The 15,302-nt window shown below is 71.5% G+C and carries 15 protein-coding genes and 2 riboswitches; of the genes, 5 read left to right on the top strand and 10 right to left on the bottom strand.

Annotated elements, in window-relative coordinates:
* Positions 1–32 precede the first annotated feature (32 nt).
* The 7 genes from FDA94_RS06410 to FDA94_RS06380 form a co-directional block, all read right to left on the bottom strand.
* On the bottom strand, positions 33–1,409 hold the full coding sequence (locus FDA94_RS06410) for an L-serine ammonia-lyase (protein WP_137246102.1): 1,377 nt from the start codon (positions 1,407–1,409) through the stop codon (positions 33–35).
* A 10-nt stretch (positions 1,410–1,419) separates the two neighbouring features.
* A complete protein-coding gene (gene gcvH / locus FDA94_RS06405) occupies positions 1,420–1,809 on the bottom strand; it encodes a glycine cleavage system protein GcvH (protein WP_137246101.1) in 390 nt (129 codons plus the stop codon).
* Positions 1,806–2,891 carry a glycine cleavage system aminomethyltransferase GcvT gene (gene gcvT / locus FDA94_RS06400; protein ID WP_137246100.1) on the bottom strand — a complete coding sequence of 362 codons (1,086 nt, stop codon included), beginning with the start codon at positions 2,889–2,891 and terminating at the stop codon, positions 1,806–1,808. Before gcvT ends, gcvH begins: the two co-directional genes overlap by 4 nt.
* A gap of 33 nt (positions 2,892–2,924) precedes the next feature.
* Positions 2,925–3,019: riboswitch (glycine riboswitch) on the bottom strand.
* A riboswitch (glycine riboswitch) is annotated at positions 3,020–3,117 on the bottom strand. It lies immediately after the preceding riboswitch.
* Positions 3,115–3,834 (bottom strand): gamma-glutamyl-gamma-aminobutyrate hydrolase family protein, encoded by a 720-nt coding sequence (locus tag FDA94_RS06395; protein WP_246059579.1) that lies wholly within the window; start codon positions 3,832–3,834, stop codon positions 3,115–3,117. (Overlaps the previous riboswitch by 3 nt.)
* Complete coding sequence (locus tag FDA94_RS06390) at positions 3,831–4,595, bottom strand: 3-oxoacyl-ACP reductase (RefSeq protein WP_137246099.1); 765 nt, start codon at positions 4,593–4,595, stop codon at positions 3,831–3,833. The genes FDA94_RS06395 and FDA94_RS06390 overlap by 4 nt, the downstream gene beginning before the upstream one ends.
* 7 nt (positions 4,596–4,602) lie before the next feature.
* The gene (locus tag FDA94_RS06385) at positions 4,603–5,940 is read right to left on the bottom strand and encodes an aldehyde dehydrogenase family protein (RefSeq protein ID WP_137246098.1); all 1,338 of its coding nucleotides are present in this window, start codon (positions 5,938–5,940) and stop codon (positions 4,603–4,605) included.
* Positions 5,937–7,280: a glutamine synthetase family protein gene (locus tag FDA94_RS06380; RefSeq protein ID WP_137246282.1), complete on the bottom strand. Its 1,344-nt coding sequence runs from the start codon at positions 7,278–7,280 to the stop codon at positions 5,937–5,939. The genes FDA94_RS06385 and FDA94_RS06380 overlap by 4 nt, the downstream gene beginning before the upstream one ends.
* A gap of 38 nt (positions 7,281–7,318) precedes the next feature.
* Between FDA94_RS06380 and FDA94_RS06375 the strand changes: the two genes are divergently transcribed.
* The 5 genes from FDA94_RS06375 (at position 7,319) to FDA94_RS06355 (ending at position 11,158) form a co-directional block, all read left to right on the top strand.
* Positions 7,319–8,068, top strand: coding sequence for a FadR/GntR family transcriptional regulator (locus FDA94_RS06375; protein WP_137246097.1), 750 nt, complete (start codon positions 7,319–7,321; stop codon positions 8,066–8,068).
* Positions 8,069–8,107: 39 nt separating this feature from the next.
* The gene (locus FDA94_RS06370; RefSeq protein WP_137246096.1) at positions 8,108–8,839 is read left to right on the top strand and encodes a hypothetical protein; all 732 of its coding nucleotides are present in this window, start codon (positions 8,108–8,110) and stop codon (positions 8,837–8,839) included.
* Positions 8,840–8,870: 31 nt separating this feature from the next.
* Positions 8,871–9,050 (top strand): CsbD family protein, encoded by a 180-nt coding sequence (locus FDA94_RS06365; protein ID WP_137246095.1) that lies wholly within the window; start codon positions 8,871–8,873, stop codon positions 9,048–9,050.
* A gap of 11 nt (positions 9,051–9,061) precedes the next feature.
* The gene (locus tag FDA94_RS06360) at positions 9,062–9,682 is read left to right on the top strand and encodes a hypothetical protein (RefSeq protein ID WP_137246094.1); all 621 of its coding nucleotides are present in this window, start codon (positions 9,062–9,064) and stop codon (positions 9,680–9,682) included.
* Positions 9,683–9,778: 96 nt separating this feature from the next.
* Entirely contained in the window at positions 9,779–11,158 is a 1,380-nt protein-coding gene (locus tag FDA94_RS06355) for an FAD-binding oxidoreductase (RefSeq protein ID WP_137246093.1), read from the top strand.
* On the opposite strand, the gene FDA94_RS06350 is transcribed toward FDA94_RS06355, so the two are convergent.
* The 3 genes from FDA94_RS06350 to FDA94_RS06340 all read right to left on the bottom strand — a co-directional run bounded on the left by FDA94_RS06350 (position 11,115) and on the right by FDA94_RS06340 (position 15,220).
* Positions 11,115–12,536 carry a nickel/cobalt transporter gene (locus FDA94_RS06350; RefSeq protein WP_170990807.1) on the bottom strand — a complete coding sequence of 474 codons (1,422 nt, stop codon included), beginning with the start codon at positions 12,534–12,536 and terminating at the stop codon, positions 11,115–11,117. The two genes, FDA94_RS06355 and FDA94_RS06350, sit on opposite strands and share 44 nt — an antisense overlap.
* Entirely contained in the window at positions 12,533–13,759 is a 1,227-nt protein-coding gene (locus tag FDA94_RS06345) for a tetratricopeptide repeat protein (protein WP_137246092.1), read from the bottom strand. The genes FDA94_RS06350 and FDA94_RS06345 overlap by 4 nt, the downstream gene beginning before the upstream one ends.
* Positions 13,760–13,828: 69 nt before the next feature.
* Positions 13,829–15,220, bottom strand: coding sequence for a DUF4331 domain-containing protein (locus FDA94_RS06340; protein ID WP_137246091.1), 1,392 nt, complete (start codon positions 15,218–15,220; stop codon positions 13,829–13,831).
* Positions 15,221–15,302: the final 82 nt, after the last annotated feature.

The raw sequence follows: 15,302 nt of genomic DNA, 5'->3' as shown, positions 1-15,302 counted from the left end.
AGGGAACACCCAGAACTTTCCCAGCACTCTTCTCAGCACTCGATGACGTTCACGGCGAGCCCGCCGCGACTGGTCTCCTTGTACTTCGCGTGCATGTCACGGCCGGTGTCGCGCATCGTCTTGATCGCCTTGTCGAGCGACACGAAGTGCTTCCCGTCGCCGCGCAGCGCGATCCGCGCCGCCGCGATGGCCTTCACCGACGCGACCGCGTTCCGCTCGATGCACGGGATCTGCACCAGGCCGCCGATCGGATCGCAGGTCAGCCCCAGGTTGTGCTCGATGCCGATCTCGGCCGCGTTCTCCACCTGTTCCGGCGTGCCGCCCAGCACCTCGGTCAGCCCGGCCGCGGCCATCGAGCAGGCCGAACCGACCTCGCCCTGGCAGCCGACCTCCGCGCCCGAGATGGAGGCGTTCTCCTTGAACAGCACGCCGACCGCGCCCGCCGTGAGCAGGAACCGCACCACCGCGTCGTCGTCGGCGCCCGGGATGAACCGGGTGTAGTAGGACAGCACCGCCGGGACGATCCCGGCCGCGCCGTTCGTCGGCGCGGTCACGATCCGCCCGCCCGCCGCGTTCTCCTCGTTCACGGCCAGCGCGAACAGCGTCACCCAGTCCATCGCCTGGAGCGGGTCGCCGTCGGCCGGTTCGCTCTGGAGGCGGCGCTGCAGCTGGTGGGCCCGCCGCTTCACCTTCAGCCCGCCCGGCAGCACGCCCTCACGCGAGGACCCGCGCCGGACGCACTCGTCCATGACCCGCCACAGGTGCAGCAGCTCCGACTTGATCTGGTCGTCGGTACGCCCGAAGGCCCGCTCGTTGGCCATCATCAGCCCCGAGATCGACAGCCCCGTCTCGGCGCACTGCGCGAGCAGCTCACCGGCCGTCGTGAACGGATGGGGGAGCGGCGTGTCGTCGGGCTTGATGCGGTCGGCGCCCGTGGCGTTCTCGTCGACGACGAACCCGCCGCCGACCGAGTAGTAGACCTTCTCCCGCAGGACGTCGCCGCTGTCGCCCCAGGCGGTGAAGCGCATGCCGTTGGGGTGGTGCGGGAGCGAGATCTTGCGCTCGAACACCAGGTCGTCGCCGACCACGAACGGGACCGTCCGCTGCCCCATCAGCGACACCGTGCCCGCCGTCCGCATCGCGGCCAGCTTGCCGTCGACCGCGTCGACGTCGACGAGCTCGGGTTTCTCCCCCGACAGCCCGAGCAGCACGGCCTTGTCGCTGCCGTGGCCCTTGCCGGTCAGGCCGAGGGAGCCGTACAGGATGACCTGCACCTTCACGGTCTTCTCCAGGAGACCGTCGTGGAGCAGGCCGCGCGCGAACTTGTGCGCGGCCGCCATCGGGCCGCCCGTGTGTGAACTGGACGGCCCGATGCCCACCTTGAACAGGTCGAAGACGCTGATCGCCATGGGCGGACGATCAGCTGTCGCCGGAGATCAGCGCGGTGTACTCCTCGGCGGAGAGCAGGTCGTCAGGGGTGCCGGTGATGCGCACCTGGAACAACCAGCCGTCGCCGTAGGGGTCGCCGTTCACCAGGGAGGGGTCGTCGACGACGGCCGAGTTGACCGCGGTGACCTCGCCGCTCACCGGGGCGTAGATGTCGCTGACCGACTTGGTCGACTCGACCTCGCCGACGGCGTCGCCGACCTCGACGCTCGACCCGACCTCCGGCGGCTGGACGTACACGACGTCGCCGAGCTGCTCGGCCGCGTAGGCGGTGATTCCCACGGTGACGGTCAGCCCGTCATCGAGCCCGGCGACCCACTCGTGCTCCTTGGTGTAGCTGAGCTCGTCGGGAATGCTGCTCACTTCTTCCTCCTGTAGAAAGGCAGGTCAACGACGTCGACCGGTTCGTGGGAGCCGCGGATGTCCACGGCGGCGGCCTGGGGTGCGGATACAGGTGCGGTCACGTAGGCCATCGCGATGGGCCGGCCGATCGACGGCGACGGCGCGCCGCTGGTGACCTCTCCGATCACGGCGCCGTCGGCGTCGACGACGGCGAAGCCGTGGCGGGGCACGCGGCGGCCCTTCATCACCAGGCCGACCAGGCGCTTCGCCGGCTCCGCCCCGTCGAGGGCGGCGCGGCCGACGAAGTCGCCCTGCTTGTCGAAGCGCACGACTCTGCCGAGACCGGCGTCCATGGGGGTGGTGGCGGAGGTGAGCTCGTTGCCGTACAGCGGCATGCCGGCCTCCAGCCGCAGGGTGTCGCGGGCGCTCAGCCCGGCGGGCACCAGGCCCTCGGCGGCGCCGGCCTCCATCAGCGCGCCCCAGAGCTTCACCGCGTCGTCGGCCGCGATGAACAGCTCGAAGCCGTCTTCGCCGGTGTAGCCGGTGCGGGCGATCAGCGCGTCGACGCCCGCGACCGTGCCGGGCAGGCCGGTGTAGTACTTGAGGTTCGCCAGGTCGGCGTCGGTGAGCGCGGCCACGATCTCCTGGGAGCGCGGGCCCTGGACGGCCAGCAGCGCGTAGGAGTCGGAGCGGTCGTCGACCACGGCGTCGAACTCGGCCGCGCGGTCGGTGAGCTCCCGGGCCACCCGCAGGTAGTTGGACGCGTTGGCGCAGACCATGAACTCCTCCGGCGCGAGCCGGTAGACGATCAGGTCGTCGACGATGCCGCCGCCGGGTTCGCACATCATCGTGTAGCGGGCCCGCCCCGGCTCCAGGGCGCCCAGGTTGCCGACCAGCGCGTAGTCGAGCGCGGCGGCGGCGTCCGCGCCGGTCACGTGGATCTCGCCCATGTGGGACAGGTCGAACAGCCCCGCGGCGGTGCGGACGGCGGTGTGCTCGGCCGACTCACTGCCGTAGCGCAGCGGCATCAGCCAGCCGGCGAAGTCGGTCAGGGTCGCGCCGAGGCTCTTGTGCACCTCGTGCAGCGGGGTCGGTCGGGACATGAAGCGCACCTCGAATAAGGTCGGATGTCAGCATCCTCCCCCTCTGTCATGGGTGCCTGAGAGCTTCGCCCGAGTTTTGCCGGACTTTCACCTTCGGCGAGGCCATCGGCCTGCTTTCCAGAGGACACCTCGCCCGCACGGTCCTTTGCCTTGAGAGGTTCGCGGGGAGGGCTTGCTCCTTCAGGGGCCCTGACCGGGTGCCAGGGCGCTCTCCCGCGCGGGATCAATGGTGTGCGGTCAGCCTATCTGCCCCGTATGGCCGGGGAAACCCGGCGCGGGTGACGAACGACCCGAACACCGGCGCCTCCTCGTCGGCCTCCGGATGCCACTGGACCGCCCACACCGAGTCGTCGAGCATGACCGCCTCGATCGTGCCGTCGTCGGCGCGCGCGATCGCCTTGAGCCCCGGTGCGAGCCGGTCGACGGCCTGGTGGTGGTAGTGGGCGGGGGTGATCTCGCCGGTGCCGTAGAGCCTTCTCAGCGGCTCGTCGAGACCTACCGGGACCCGGCCGTAGACCCCCGGGGCGGGGGAGTGGCGCTCGGTGCCGCACACGTCGGGCAGGTGCTGGACCAGCGTGCCGCCCAGCGCCACGTTGAGGACCTGGAGGCCCCGGCAGATGCCCAGGATCGGGAGCTTGCCGGCCAGGGCGGCCTTGACCAGCGAGAACTCGGCGTCGTCGCGGAAGTCCCTGATGTACGTGGTTCGCGGGTGCGGGGAGGCGCCGTAGCGGCCGGGGTCGATGTCGCCGCCCCCGGCCACGATCAGGCCGTCGAGCCGGCCGACGACCTCGCCCGGGTCGCCGGCGGGCGGCAGGATCACCGGCTGCCCGCCGGCCCGTTCGACGTGCCTGACGTAGTCCCACGGCAGCAGGGCCGCGGGGGTGTCCCAGACCGTGAAACGCGCGGGCTCGGCGTAACACGTGATGCCGATCAGAGGTCTCACAGGGGGGTCACGTACGCCCCGGAGATGCCGCCGTCGACCAGGAACTCGGCGGCGGTGACGAACGACGCGTCGTCGGAGGCCAGGAACGCCACGGCGGCGGCGATCTCCTCGGCCCGCGCGAACCGGCCGAGCGGCACGTGCACCAGGCGGCGCTGGGCCCGCTCGGGGTCCTTGGCGAACAGCTCCCGCAGCAGCGGGGTGTCGACCGGGCCGGGGCACAGGGCGTTGACCCTGATGCCCTCGCGGGCGAACTGCACGCCCAGCTCCCGCGTCATCGCCAGCACCCCGCCCTTGGACGCGGTGTAGGAGATCTGGGAGGTCGCCGACCCCATGACCGCCACGAACGAGGCGGTGTTGATGATCGACCCCTTGCCCTGCCGCTGCATGTAGGGGATCGCGTGCTTGCAGCACAGGTAGACGCTGGTGAGGTTGACCTCCTGCACGCGCCGCCAGGCGTCGAGGCCGGTGGTCAGGATCGAGTCGTCGTCGGCGGGGGAGATGCCGGCGTTGTTGAACGCGATGTCGACGCTGCCGAACTCGTCGAAGGCCGTGGCGAACATCCGGACGACGTCGTCCTCCCGGGCCACGTCGGCCTGGACGAACAGGCCGCCGACCTCCTCGGCCGCGCGCCGCCCGGCCGCCTCGTCGAGGTCGGCCAGGACGAGCTTGGCGCCCTCTTCGGCGAACCGCTTGGCGGTCGCCAGCCCGATTCCCCCGGCGGCGCCGGTGATGACGGCGACCCGGTCCTGCAAGCGTTGCATGTGCTTCCTACTCCGTTGCGATGAAGACGTTCTTGGTCTCGGTGAAGGCGGCCAGCGCGTCGGGGCCCAGTTCACGGCCCAGGCCCGACTGCTTGAAGCCGCCGAAGGGCGTCCAGTAGCGGACCGACGAGTGGGAGTTGACGCTGAGGTTGCCGGCCTCGACCCCGCGCGCCACCCGGAACGCCCGGCCGACGTCGCGGGTCCAGATGGAGCCCGACAGGCCGTAGGGGGTGTCGTTGGCCATGCGGACCGCGTCGTGCTCGTCGTCGAACGGGACCACCGACACCACCGGGCCGAAGACCTCTTCGCGGTACGCCGGGTCGTCGTCGCCCGTGAGGATCGTCGGCGGTAACCAGTAGCCGGGGCCTTCGGGGCAACTGCCCTGGAAGTAGGGGTCCGACACGTAGGAGCTGACGCGGGCGAGGTGTTCGGCGCTGATCAGCGGACCCATCTGCGTGTCTTCGGCCGTGGGGTCGCCGGTTCGCACGGCCGCGACGGCCCGGGTCAGCCGGTCGAGGAACTCGTCGTGGACGGAACGCTCCACCAGGATGCGCGATCGGGCGCAGCAGTCCTGGCCGCTGTTGTCGAAGACGGCCATCGGCGCGCTCTGGGCCGCCTTGTCGAGGTCGGAGTCGGCGAAGACGATGTTCGCGGACTTGCCGCCCAGCTCCAGCGTCACCCGCTTGACCTGCCGGCCCGCCTGCGAGGCGATCAGCCTGCCGACCTCGGTCGAGCCCGTGAAGACGATCTTGGCGACGCCGGGGTGCTCGACCAGCCGGGCGCCCGCGACCTCCCCCTCGCCGGGCACGACCTGGAGCACCCCTTCGGGGAGGCCGGCCGCGAGAGCCAGCTCGGCCAGTCGCAGCGCGGACAGCGGGGTCCACTCGGCGGGCTTCACGATGACGGCGTTGCCCGCCGCGAGCGCCGGCGCGGCGCCCCACATCATGATCACCATCGGGAAGTTCCACGGCACGATGATCCCGACCACGCCCAGCGGCTCGTGGAAGGTGAGGTCGACGCCGCCGGGCACCGGGATCTGCTTGCCGTGGTTGCGCTCGGGCGCCCCGGCGTAGAAGTTCAGCACGTCGCGGACGTTGCCGGCCTCCCAGCGGGCGTTGCCCACGGTGTGCCCGGCGTTCGCGATCTCCAGCCCCGCGAGCTCCTCCGCGTGCTCCTCGACCAGCGCGGCGAAGCGCCGCAGCAGCCGCGCGCGTTCGCCGGGGGCGACGTTCTTCCAGGTCGGGTACGCCCTGCGCGCCTTCTCGACGGCCCGGTCGACCTCGGCGGGGTCGGCGAGTTCGACGTCGGCCAGGACCTGCTCCGTGGCCGGGTTGATGATCTTCACAGCCGTTCGAACCCCCGATAGAGCTCCCAGTCGGTGACCGCCGCGTCGAAGGCGGCCAGCTCGACCCGGGCGTTGTTCGCGTAGTGGTCGACGACCTCGTCGCCGAAGGCGTCCCTGGCGAGCGTAGAGCCCTCGAAGACCGCCAGCGCGTCACGCAGCGTCGAGGGGACCGTGTCGGCGCCCGAGGCGTACGCGTTGCCGGTGAAGGCGTCCTCCAGCGGCAGTTCGTCGTCGATGCCCGACAGGCCCGCCGCGATGAGGGCCGAGACGGCCAGGTAGGGGTTGACGTCGCCGCCCGGGACCCGGTTCTCGATGCGGAGCGAGCCGCCGTGGCCGACCAGGCGCAGCGAGCAGGTGCGGTTGTCGACGCCCCACTTCACGGCCGTGGGGGCGAAGGACCCGGCCACGAAGCGCTTGTAGGAGTTGATGTTGGGGGCGTACAGGAGGGTGAGCTCGCGCATCGCCCTGAGCTGGCCGGCGATGAAGTGCTCGCCGGTCTTCGACAGGCCGTGGGGGCCGTCGCCGGCCATCACCGGGGCGCCGTCGGCGTCGCGCAGCGAGATGTGGACGTGGCAGGAGTTGCCCTCGCGCTGGTTCGGCTTGGCCATGAACGTGAGGGACATGCCCTCCTCGGCCGCGATCTCCTTGGCCCCGTTCTTGTAGACGGAGTGGTTGTCGCAGGTGGTGAGGGCGTCGGCGTACTTGAAAGCGATCTCGTGTTGACCAAGGTTGCATTCGCCCTTGGCCGACTCCACGTACAGGCCGGCGCCCTCCATGCTGAGACGGATGCGGCGCAGCAGCGGTTCCACCCGGGCGGTGCCGAGCAGGGAGTAGTCGACGTTGTAGAGGTTCCCGGGGACGAGATCGCGGTAGCCGCTCCGCCAGGCGTCCTCGTAGCTGGTGCGGTAGACGCAGAACTCCAGTTCGGTGCCGACGAAGGCGGTCCAGCCGCGTTCGGCCAGCCTGGCGGTCTGCCGCTTGAGGATCTGGCGGGGGCTCGGGACGACGTCGGAGCCGTCCTCCCAGACCAGGTCGGCCAGCAGCAGGGCGGTGCCCTCCTGCCACGGGACCCGTCTCAGCGTGGCCAGGTCGGGTTTCATGACGAAGTCGCCGTAGCCGTGCTCCCACGACGACATCGCGTATCCGCCGACCGTGTTCATCTCCACGTCGACGGCCAGCAGGTAGTTGCACCCCTCGGCGGCGTGGTGCAGGACCTCGTCGAGGAAGTGCCGGGCCGACAGGCGTTTGCCCTGGAGCCGGCCTTGCATGTCCGTCACGGCGAGCAGGACGGTGTCGATCCGGCCCGCCTGCACCTCTGCCCGTAGTTCGTCGACCGTCAGCACGCCCGCCTCACCTTCTACGGTATGAAAAAATACCAATGAGAAGCCCAACTGGGGAGGGTGGGGTGAAAGAAACACAACTCGGATCTCTGCTGCGTCCGGTCCGGGCCGGGAACGCGTTCGAGGAGACCGTCGAGCGGCTGCTCCAGGCCATCAAGCTCGGCGTCGTCCCCCATGGCGAGCGGCTGCCGTCGGAGCGTGATCTCGCCGTCCACCTGGGCATCAGCCGGGTCACCCTGCGCGAGGCCATCCGCTCCCTCCAGGAGGCCGGCTACCTCGACGTGCGGCGCGGACGCTACGGGGGCGCGTTCGTCGTCTACCTGCCGCCCGAGCCGGGGCACGCCGACCTCGCCGAGGCGGTCAACCAGATGGGCGCGGGCGACCTGGCCGACGCGCTGACGTTCCGGATGGCCGTCGAGTGCGGCGCCGCGCAGATCCTGGCCACCCTGACCCTCGATTCGGCGCAGCGCGCGATGCTGCTGCGGCGCCTGGCCGACGTGAACGGGGCCGCGCCGGCCGACTACCGCCGGCTCGACACGGCCTTCCACCTGTCGATCGCCGAACTGACCGGCTCGCCGCTGCTCGCCGCGGCGTGCGCCGATGCGCGGCTGCGGGTCACCGACCTGCTCAACGCCATTCCGGTGCTCGGACCGAACATCGCCCACGCGGCCGCGCAGCACCAGGCGATCGTGTCGGCGATCCTCGCGGGCGACCCCGACGGCGCCTCGCGGGCGGTGGCCGAACACCTCGAAGGCACGGCCGCGCTTCTGCGCGGGTTCCTGGCCTGACGAGATCACCTGGGTAGAGTCGGCGCAGGGGGCGTGCCGATGGGTGAGCTTTTCCAGCGGGCCGTGGTCGACACCCACCGGCTGCCGCTGTTCTGCTTCTTCGTGGCGTTGATCGTGACGTTCGTGTTCACGCGCATCAACGTGCGGCTGATCCGGGCCGAGGTCCGGTGGTGGTTCAGGAACGTCAGCGTGGGTGAGACGCACGTCCACCACGTCGTGTTCGGCGTGATCCTGATGATGGCCAGCGGCGTGGCCGCGCTGCTGCTCGGCCCGGCCGCCGAGGGCTGGCTCGCCCTCACGGCGGCGCTGTTCGGGGTGGGCTCCGGCCTCGTCCTCGACGAGTTCGCGCTGCTGCTGCACCTGCGCGACGTCTACTGGGCCGAAGCCGGGCGCACCTCGGTGGACGCCGTCTTCGTCGCCATCGCCGTCACGGGCCTGCTGCTCCTGGGCGCCAGGCCGCTGGGGTGGGACGACGTCACCGGTGACTTCTGGGCCGCGGTCCTGCTCCTCGCCGTCAACCTCGTCTTCGCCGTCGTCACGCTGCTCAAGGGGAAGATCTGGTCGGGTCTGCTCGGGGTCTTCGTACCGCTCTTCGGGTACGTCGGCGCGGTCCGCCTCGCCCGTCCGGGATCGCCGTGGGCCCGCTGGTTCTACGGGGACAGGCCGGTGAAGCTGGCCAAGGCGCTGCACCGGGAGGAGCGCTGGCGGCGGCCGGTCATCAAGGCCAAGATCGCCGTCCAGGAGTTCGTGTCGGGGCGGCACATGGGTTAGCCGGGGCCCGTTTCGGGCAGTCGGGAACGCCATGGAACTCTTCGCGAAACTCCGTGAGATGAAGGCCAGGGCCAAGCAGCAGATCGGCCACCGTACGGGCAACCGCACGCTGGTGGCCGAGGGCCGCACCGAGCAGGCCGAGGCGAAACTGCTCCGCACCAAGGACCGCATCCGGACCGTCGCCAACGAGATCCGCCGCAGGTACCGGTGATACTTGGGCGGGTGACCTTCCTGGGCGTCTTTCCCGACCGCATCCTGGCCGCCATCCGCCCCGCGCGCCTCGACCTGGCCCTCATCGGAGGGCCGGCGCTCCGCCTGCACGGCATGCGCGCGGCGCACACGGCCGAGTTGCGGTTCGCCACCACCGTGAAGCTCGTCGAACCGGCCTGGCACGCGACCGAGTCGCTGCACCGGGCCGGTTTCGACGTCGCGGTCGAGGAGATCTCGGCGCGGGCGACCCGGCTGATCGTGCACGACCCGGTCACCGAGCAGACCTGCGCCGTCGACCTGCTCCGCGAAGACCTGGCCGACCCCGCCGAGGAGATCGACGGCACCCCGGTGGTCGCCCTGCTCGACGCCGCCGGGCTGGCCATGCGTGACCTGCACGAACGCGGCACCGCCGACGACGTGGTGAACGTGGCCTCGGTGCGGGGGCTCTATTCGTACCGGGAGCTGGAGACCCTGGGCCGCGCCCACCTCGACGACTTCGCGGCCGAGGAGCTGGCCGACCGCCTCGACGCGGCCGAGATGATGTCGCTGCCCCGCGAGATCCGCGCCTGGGCCCTGGCCTGGGCGGAGGACATCCGCCTGCGGCGCCCCGAAGAGGGCGACACCGACTGGTGAGTGGCAAGCTGCACTGTCCGTAATTAGCCGCAGATGGAGACATAGCCGGATTTCTATGGTCTGAGCCGATCACCTTCCCTAAGGAGTTGGCTCTTCATGGACTTCACCGGCGAACTGCACGGACGCCTGGTGCTCCCGCACGACCCCGACTGGCACACCGCCCGGATGGCCTGGCAACTCGCCGTCGACCAGCAGCCGGCGGCCGTCGTCTACGCCGCCTCGGCCCAGGACGTCTCCGCGACCGTCCTGGCCGCCCTCCAAATGGGCCTGCGGGTCGCCCCTCAGGGCACCGGCCACAACGCGGCGCCGCTGGGCCCGCTGAACCGGACCATCCTGCTGCGCACCGACCGCCTCGGCGAGATCTCCGTCAACCCGCTGACCGGGATCGCCCGCGTCGGCGCCGGAGTCCGCTGGATCCAGCTCACCGACGCCGCCTCCAAATACGGCCTGATGGCCCTGGCGGGGAGCGCCGCCGACGTCGGCGTGGTCGGCTACACGCTCGGCGGCGGCGTGTCGTGGTTCGCCCGCTCCCACGGCCTGGCCTCCAACCACGTGGTGGCCGCCGAAGTGGTCTTGGCCGACGGGACCCTGGTCAGGGCCGACGCCGACAACCACCCCGACCTGTTCTGGGCGCTGCGCGGCGGCGGCGGGATCGCGGGCATCGTCACCGCGCTGGAGTTCCGCCTCTTCCCGATGACGGAGGTCCAGGCCGGGCTGCTCGCCTGGCCGATCGAGCGGGCCCCGGCGGTGCTCTCGTCCTGGCGGCGCTGGGTCGACGACGTCCCCGACCAGGTGACCTCGGTGGGCCGCATGCTCCGCCTGCCGCCCCTGCCCGACCTGCCCGAACCGCTGCGGGGCCGCTCGCTGGTGGCGATCGAGGCGGTCTGCGATCTGCCCGTTCCCCAGGCCGAGGCCCTGCTCGCCCCCCTGCGGGCGCTCGCCCCGGAACTCGACACCTTCGGTACGACCGCCGTCAGCGACCTGCACCTCCTGCACATGGACCCGCCCTACCCCGTCCCCGCCGCCGGCGACGGGATGCTCCTGTCGGGCCTGCCCTCCGGCGCGCTGGCCGCCTTCCTCGGCATGACCGGGGCCGGGCGCGACCTGCCGCTGTTGTCGGTCGAACTGCGGCACCTGGGCGGAGCGCTGCGACCGGGCGCCGCCTCCGGCGGGGCGGTCGACGGCTTCGACGCCGAGTTCGCGCTGTTCGCGGCCGGGATCACGCCCGACGCGCCGAGCGCGGTGGCCACCCACGCGGCTCTGGACGAACTGCGGATGGCGATGTCGCCGTGGGAGGCGGCGACGGGCTACCGGAACTTCGCGGAGCGCTCACGGGGGCGGTTCGACGCACCGGAGGTGGAGGCGCGGCTGCGGGCGGTCAAGGCGGCCTACGACCCCGGCGACCTGATCCACGCCAACCACCCCGTGCCGGTCAGCCGAGGGAACGGAGGGCCAGTCCCAGCCCCAGGACGATGACGACCAGAGCGGTCCCGATCGGGGCCAGCCGGGTCGCCGCCGTGGTGAGGCGGCCGAGTTCGAGCAGGGACTCCGCGCGGTCGGCGAGCCTGACCAGGAGGAGACCGGTGGCCGTGAGGGTGGCGGCCATCCCGGCGCCGTAGGCGAGGACCAGCGCCACACCGAACCAGGTACGGCCCAGGGCGATGGCGCCCAGGAGAACGATCAGCGCCGACGGGCTGGGGACGAGGCCACCGGCGATGCCCATGCCGACCAGGCCTGCACGTGAGGGCTTGGCGGCCGGGGCGGAGGGCTCGGCGACGCGGTCGAGGACCGCCACCGCATGTCCCGAAATTTCGGCACCTGCCACCTCGTGTCCATGTCCGTGGCCGTGCCCGTGCCCATGTCCGTGGCCGTGTCCATGTCCGTGGGCTGGGGAGCCGCCTTTCAGAGCGGTCTGCAGCAGGCGGAGGCCGATCGCGGTGACCAGCAGGCCGCTGGCCACGCCCAGCCAGGTCAGCACGCGATCCCCCGACAGTGACGACACCGCCGTCAGGGTCAGCCCGACGACCAGCACCCCCGCCGTGTGGGTGGCCGTCACCGTGAAGCCCACCACCAGGGCGTCGCGGGGGCGGCCGCGGCGGCCGGCCAGGTAGGCGGCCATGATGGTCTTCCCGTGGCCCGGGATCAGGGCGTGTCCCGCCCCCAGGATCAGGGCCAGGGCCACGCCCAGCAGCCCCACTCCCACGGTCAGGTTCTCGGTCCCGACCAGGTCGGTGAAGGTCCGGTCCAGGGTGTCGAGCCAGTCGCCGAGCGGGCCGGCGGCCGTGGCGGCCGAGGGGAGGGGGAGGAGGCCCGACGGGTTCACCGTCAGGGTCACCGTCCGCTGGTCGAGGGGGGAGGCCAGCAGGTCGTCGGGGTAGGTGCGCAGTTCGTCGCTGACGCTCGTGGCGGGGACCTCCGGGGGCGTGAGCCGTACCTCGTGGGAGGAGACGGTGATCTCGCGCCAGCCGATCCGGTCGGGGGCGTGGGCGTCGGTGAAGGTGATGGTTCCGGCCGGGGGCGCGTCGGCGCGGAGTTCGCACACGAGGCGGGTGGTCTTCAGGCCGCCCTGGCCGTCGAGGTGGGTCAGGTCGCTCTCGGCCACCTGCCACGGGGTGCGGCGGCCGTTCACCTCCAGGGTCTGAGCGGCGGCGACCGCCTCGCAGGTCGGGCGGTCGCCCTGCAACGTCGGGAGTTCGGCCACGTCGACGACGGCGGTGTTCTCCACGTGGGAGGCGTACAGGCGCAGGCCGTTGTAGTGGTTCACGGTGAAGTTGCCCAGCGGGTGGGCCAGGGCCGCCGGGCCGAGGGCCACGAAGGCCGCCAGGCCGGCGAGGACGGCGGGCACGATCTTCATGATGACCTCTGGAGGGCGGGGAGAGCAGGGGTGAACCGGGGGTTGTAGGCGCGGACCAGCGACGCCGACCGGGTCTTCCGGCCCAGCGCCTTCTCGATCTCGGCGCGGTGGTGCATGACCAGGGCGTTGCGCCAGCCGGTCGCGGTGGCCTCCTCCGCGTACCGGAGCGCCTCGGCGGAGCGGCCCGCGCGGTGCAGGGCCCAGGCCAGGGCGTCGGCGGCCACGACGTTGGGGTTGCGCGCGTATTCGGCTCGGGCGAAGGTCACGGCCTCGGCCGGGGAGCCGTGGTCGGCTTCGAACTCGGCCCAGGTGATGTCGTCCCGCACGCCGTTGACGCGCATGAGCTCGCGTTGCGCCTTCAGGGTCGTCCAGCCGGGGTCGCGGCCCAGGGCCTTCAGGACCTCCCCCTGCTCGACCAGGGTCTGGGTGAGCGGGAGGCGGGCGGTGACGGCGGCGTACAGGGAAGCGGCTCTTTCCAGGTCGCCCGACAGAGCGGTGACCCGGGCCAGGCCCGCGTGGGCGGGGTCGAAGGAAGGGTCGGCGGTCAGCGCCTTGGCGTAGTGGGCGCGGGCCTCGTCGTAGCGGCCCCGGCGGAGGGCCAGTTCGCCCAGGTAGTGCTCGCAGAAGGCGACGTCGGCGGGCTGGTAGGCGTCGCGGCGGGCGTATTCGAGCATCTGCCGCGCCGTCTTCAGGTCGCCGCGCAGTTCGGCGTCGTAGGAGGCGCGGGTGAAGGACGACACCCCGGGCGCCAGGGAGATCATGTCGTCGATCGCCTCGGTGGCTTCGGGGTAGCGGCCCAGCTGGTGGTAGGAGTCGGCGAGCACCCCGTAGGCCGGGGCGCCGTAGGGGTTGACCGCGATGGCCTGCCGCGCGGTCGCGGCGGCCTGGGTGAACTCGTGGCGGCCGGCCTCCAGGGCGGCCCGGCCGGTCAGGCCCGCCGGGTTGCCGGGGCGGACCTCCAGCGACCTGGCCACGGCCTGTTCGGCCTTGCCGTACCAGCTCGGGTCGCCGGTCAGCCGGGCCTTGTCGACGTAGACCGAGCCGAGCGTGGCCCAGCCGACGTAGTCGCCGGGCAGCCGGCGCAGCCGCTCTTGCAACGGGTCCGACGAGACCGCGATCACGTCGGCGGAGGGACGCGGGGAGAGCATGGCGGCGGCCGTGATGGCGATGGTCCCGGCCAGGATCCCGGCCAGCGCCACGCCGCCGCGCTTGAGGAAGCGCATGGCAAGGACTCCAGAGAGAGAAAGGGGGGCGCCGCCGCGGAGAGGGGGCGCGGCGGCGGTCGGACGGGATCAGGACCCGGAGAAGGCCCGGTTCACGGCCACGTTGCTCGGGCCGGGGATGTACGGGAACGTCGACAGCGCGGGCTGGTCGTTGGCGTCGACCTTGTCACCGGCCGCCAGCGCGGGCACCAGCTGACCGGTCTGCGCCGCGCCCGCCATGGCCTGGATCGCGATGTCGACCACGTCGTCGCCGAGCCGCCGCCCGTTCGGGAAGCCCTGCAGGTCGCCGCCGAGCACGCCGAGGCGGTTCGGGTTGGCCGTCACCGGCACGGCCATGTTCAGCCGCAGCATCTCGGCGGGGCGCAGCTTCCCGGCGTCCTTGTTGAGCGTCTGCGAGTTGAGGTCGGCGTTGATCGGGCCGTTGCCCTTCGCGATGCCGGTCAGGAAGATCTCGACCAGGTCGTTGCGCGGGGTCCTGGGCGCCTTCAGGCCGTAGATGCCCTCCAGCAGCTTGGGCAGCTCGGGGTCGGTGACCCGCTTGACCACCTCGGGGATCGAGGCGTCCTTGTCGGGGCTGATCGAGTTGAAGGCGTCCTTGAGGCCCGCCGGCACGACGACCTCGTTGACCAGCGGCTGGCCCAGACGCGACACCTGTACGTAGCCCTTCGGCGACCACTTGTCGGTGGTGGCCCAGACACCGACGACCGGGTTGCGCGAGACGTTCCCCCGCAGCGCGATCTCCTTCTTCGGCACCTGCAGCGCGAGCGTGTGCACGTTGTAGCCGCGGGTGGTGTCCTGGCCGACCTCCGACAGGTCGCCGCCGTAGAGCAGGTCGAAGACGCGCAGGTCGAGGAAGAACGCCTCGTCCGACTGGCCGGCGAACTGCCTGCCGCCGCCCTTGACGCCGTCGACGGCCTGGTTGCGGAGCACGGAGTAGTCGGGCATCGAGGCGCGGCCCACGTTGCTGGGCGCCACCGTCCCGGTGCCGATGACCGTCGCGCCGCGATGGGTGATCTTCGTCAGCGTGTACTTCTGCTTGAACAGCAGGTTCGGGTCGTTCAGCGAGGTGATGGGGCCGTTGTTGTAGAGGAACGTGCTGTTCCCCCGCTTGTCGACGTTCTTGAACGTCCACTGGTAGACGACGTCGGGCTTGGCGTCGCCGTCGTTGTCGATCTTGATGTTGTAGCGGGAGTTGACGTCGAAGAAGTAGAAGTTCGGTCCGCCGTTGGGCTCCTCGAACGGGATCCAGTTGGCCAGCAGCGTGACCGTGTCCTGCTTGTCGGGGCTGGTGAAGGCGTACACGTCGGTGTTGTCGTTGCGCGGGTCGCCCGCGATCAGCGGGGCCTCACGGTGGGAGGAGGCGCTCGGGGCCTCCGGCCGGAGAATGACGAAGGACGCGGCGGCGAGGGCGCCCGCCACACCCACGGCGACCAGCGATCGCGGGGTGATCCGGAGCTCCATGACGATGAAGTCCTCTCGGGACGATGGGACGGTTTCTGGAGGGTCCGGCCGGAGTCCTCGACCGCCTATTCGCCCCATCGCG

Origin of the sequence: Herbidospora galbida (assembly GCF_005233835.1) — a bacterium.
Taxonomy (GTDB): Bacteria; Actinomycetota; Actinomycetes; order Streptosporangiales; family Streptosporangiaceae; genus Herbidospora; species Herbidospora galbida.
This window is presented reverse-complemented; position numbering and strand designations above follow the sequence as displayed.

Excerpts from the sequence above, each read along its gene's own strand:
- FDA94_RS06375 (WP_137246097.1), top strand. The coding sequence starts at position 7,319 with ATGAGAAGCCCAACTGGGGAGGGTGGGGTGAAAGAAACACAACTCGGA.
- gcvT (WP_137246100.1), bottom strand. The coding sequence starts at position 2,891 with ATGTCCCGACCGACCCCGCTGCACGAGGTGCACAAGAGCCTCGGCGCG.
- FDA94_RS06370 (WP_137246096.1), top strand. The coding sequence starts at position 8,108 with ATGGGTGAGCTTTTCCAGCGGGCCGTGGTCGACACCCACCGGCTGCCG.
- FDA94_RS06350 (WP_170990807.1), bottom strand. The coding sequence starts at position 12,536 with ATGAAGATCGTGCCCGCCGTCCTCGCCGGCCTGGCGGCCTTCGTGGCC.
- FDA94_RS06365 (WP_137246095.1), top strand. The coding sequence starts at position 8,871 with ATGGAACTCTTCGCGAAACTCCGTGAGATGAAGGCCAGGGCCAAGCAG.
- FDA94_RS06390 (WP_137246099.1), bottom strand. The coding sequence starts at position 4,595 with ATGCAACGCTTGCAGGACCGGGTCGCCGTCATCACCGGCGCCGCCGGG.
- FDA94_RS06345 (WP_137246092.1), bottom strand. The coding sequence starts at position 13,759 with ATGCGCTTCCTCAAGCGCGGCGGCGTGGCGCTGGCCGGGATCCTGGCC.
- FDA94_RS06410 (WP_137246102.1), bottom strand. The coding sequence starts at position 1,409 with ATGGCGATCAGCGTCTTCGACCTGTTCAAGGTGGGCATCGGGCCGTCC.
- FDA94_RS06355 (WP_137246093.1), top strand. The coding sequence starts at position 9,779 with ATGGACTTCACCGGCGAACTGCACGGACGCCTGGTGCTCCCGCACGAC.
- FDA94_RS06340 (WP_137246091.1), bottom strand. The coding sequence starts at position 15,220 with ATGGAGCTCCGGATCACCCCGCGATCGCTGGTCGCCGTGGGTGTGGCG.